The sequence below is a fragment of the Magnetospirillum sp. WYHS-4 genome, assembly GCA_039908345.1.
In the GTDB taxonomy this organism is placed as follows: Bacteria; Pseudomonadota; Alphaproteobacteria; order Rhodospirillales; family GLO-3; genus JAMOBD01.
This window is the reverse complement of sequence record JAMOBD010000126.1, coordinates 1-2,816: the sequence shown is the minus strand read 5'-3', so window position 1 is coordinate 2,816 and position 2,816 is coordinate 1. Positions and strand designations below refer to the sequence as shown.

Below are 2,816 nucleotides of genomic sequence, written 5' to 3'. Positions count from 1 at the left end.
GCCGTCTACCGGAGGATCATCGACCTGCCTTTTCCGGACCATGGCGAGAACCGCCCCGAAGCCGTGATTCTCGCCTATCGCGACATGGGCGAGATATTGCTGCAGACTGGTCGTTTCCAAGGCATTCGACCCCCACTACCATGCCCTTTACGCCCTGGCCTTGGTCGCCGAGGGCAGTCCCGCCGCGGCCCGCTTGCACCTGACCCAGGCGCGGCGCCTGATGGCGCCCGGCGACGGGGAACTGGCCGCCCGCTTGGCCGGAGTGGACCGGGTCGTCAAGGAAGTCGAGGACCGGCACGGGACGGATCGCTTCTTCGTTGGTAGGCGGTCAAGTTGATGTCCGAGCGCGGTTGCGCTATACTTTGACCGTGGGAGTATCCCTCCCCGGGAGGCCCGCGCCCCTGGACTCTGGATTCCAGGCCTACGCGGGCTTTCTCATTCCGGCGCTCGCTCCCCCCGTCCAGATCGGCGTTCAGGTTGTAGAACTTGTTCCCTGCGGCATCCTCATCCTTGGTTATTCAGAGAGTTTGGGAATGTTTGGGGAAAACCGGGGCGAAACGCCTGGGATTGTAAAATGATAGGTGACGGGTTACAATCCGGCGGTGATCGTCAGCTTTCGCCACAAGGGGCTGAAGCTCCTCTATGAACAGGGTGACCGGCGGCGGGCGCCGTCCGAATACGCCGACAAAGTGGAGCGCATCCTGGCACGTTTGGACGAGGCAATTGGACCCGCCAGCATGGACCTGCCAGGATACCGGCTTCATCCCTTGAAGGGCGATCTGGCGGGATACTGGTCGGTCAGCGTCTCGGGCAACTGGCGCATCACTTTTCGCTTCGATGGCGTTCATGCCTGCGACGTGGATATGGTCGACTACCATTAGAAGGACGAAAACATGGCCATGAAGAACCCGCCTCATCCGGGATTGTCGGTTCGGCACGATTGCCTTGAGCCGCTAGCCCTCAGCGTGACGGATGCGGCCAAGAAGCTCGGCGTCAGCCGCAAGCAGATGTCGGATATCGTCAACGGCCATTCCGGCATCTCGCCCGAGATGGCGATCCGCCTTGACAAGGCGTTCGGCGGCGGCGCGGAAACGTGGTACCGGCTTCAGGCCGCCTACGATCTTGCCCGCGCGATGAAGCATGCCGACGAGATCAAGGTGAAGCGCGTCCAGCACGCGGCGTGACGAAGATAAACTGAAGCCAGGGGCCTGTACGAACCGAGAGCATCAAGAACGCATTCCAGGAGGGTGCCTACCCCCTCGGCGGCAACCGCTTCGGCCGCCCGGTGCCGAAACGGAAGGAGCCGCGCTTGACGGAAGGAGCCCCGCCGTCGGGTTGGTAGACGGTCACGGATCGCTTCTTCGCCTAGCCCCGCCGGAGGTTCCCCGCTAGAATGGCGGCATGCGGTTCCTCATCGCCATGCCCCGTTTCGCCCCGATGGGCTTCGCCTATGACTTCCCCCTGGGGCTTGGGTACGTTTCGGCCGCCTTGAAGCGGGCGGGCCATGAGGTGCACTGCCTCAACCTCAACCACGAACCGGGGGAGTTCGAGGACGTCCTGGAGCGCAAGGTCCGGGAAATCGATCCCGACGTCTTCGCCACCGGCGGGCTGTCGCCCCACTTCCCGATCATCGCGCCGCTGTTTTCCGCGGCGCGGCGGGCCAAGCCGGGCATCGTCAATCTGGTGGGCGGCGGTATCTTCTCCAGCGACCCCGATGCGGTGGCGCCGTTGCTCGACATCGACATCGGCGCCGTCGGCGAGGCGGACGAGACGGTCGTCGAACTGGCCTCGGCCCTGGAAGCGGGGCAAGGCCTGGACAAGGTGGCCGGGCTCGCTCTCCGCCAGTCCGACGGCGGCCTGAGGCGGACACCCGAGCGGAAGGCGCTCCACGATATCGACGCACTGCCCTGGCCCGACTACGAGGGCTTTGGCGTTGATCGACTCTTGTCCATGCAGACCGCCGCCGACAACAGCCTGTTCCATTTCGTCGACGAACCCCGCGCCCTGCCCATGGTGGCCAGCCGGTCCTGCCCCTATGCCTGCACCTTCTGCTTCCATCCCATCGGCCGCATCTACCGGGAACGATCCCTCGATAGCTTCTTCGCCGAATTGAAGGATGCCGTGGATCGCCTTGGGGTCAACCTCCTGCTGGTCAACGACGAACTGTTCGCCGTCAAGAAACGCCGGTTGATGGAGTTCTGCGAAAGGATCGGAGAATTCGGCATTCGCTGGACCGCCCAGATGCACGTCAGCATTCTCGATGCCGAGGCCATCGCCGCCCTCAAGAAGGCCGGTTGCGTCCACGCCAGCTACGGCCTGGAAAGCATGAGCGATACGGTCCTGGCGAGCATGAAGAAGAAGATCGATCGGACCCGCCTCGAAACCGCCTTGCGCCTCACCCATGAAGCGGAGATCGGCATCCAGGGCAATTTCATCTTCGGCGATTCCGCCGAAACCCTGGCGACCGCCGACGAAACGATGGCTTGGTGGGCTCGTCACCGCGAGTATCACATCAGCCTGTCCCTGCTTCAGGTCTATCCGGGCAGCCCCGTCTACCACCGGGCGCTGGCGGAAGGGCGGGGGCCCGCGCGTGAAGACCTCATCAAGGAAACGCCGGCGGTCAATCTGACATCCATGACGGACGAAGAATACCGGCGCTTCCGTTTCCGCACCGCGATCTTCCGGATGACCCTGACGGAACCCCATCCGCCGCTCGCCTTCGATGTCGACGACCGCCCGCTTCCCCACCGTGCCGAGACGTACCATCTGGCCTGGGAGTGCCCGCGTTGCGGCCGGCGCAACGACCTGCGCCGGGT

The 2,816-nt window shown here is 64.1% G+C and carries 4 protein-coding genes; all 4 read left to right on the top strand.

Features of this window, described 5'->3' with window-relative positions; translation table 11 throughout:
* Positions 1-160: 160 nt before the first annotated feature.
* Entirely contained in the window at positions 161-337 is a 177-nt protein-coding gene (locus tag H7841_18175) for a hypothetical protein (GenBank protein ID MEO5338785.1), read from the top strand.
* 244 nt (positions 338-581) lie between these two features.
* Positions 582-881, top strand: a complete 300-nt coding sequence (locus H7841_18170; protein ID MEO5338784.1) for a type II toxin-antitoxin system RelE/ParE family toxin — start codon at positions 582-584, stop codon at positions 879-881.
* A gap of 12 nt (positions 882-893) precedes the next feature.
* Complete coding sequence (locus H7841_18165) at positions 894-1,184, top strand: HigA family addiction module antitoxin (GenBank protein ID MEO5338783.1); 291 nt, start codon at positions 894-896, stop codon at positions 1,182-1,184.
* 217 nt (positions 1,185-1,401) lie between these two features.
* The coding region (locus H7841_18160) for a B12-binding domain-containing radical SAM protein (protein MEO5338782.1) at positions 1,402-2,816 on the top strand (1,415 nt) is incomplete at its 3' end.

Coding starts and splice junctions, on each gene's coding strand:
- H7841_18165 (MEO5338783.1), top strand. CDS start 894: ATGGCCATGAAGAACCCGCCTCATCCGGGATTGTCGGTTCGGCACGAT.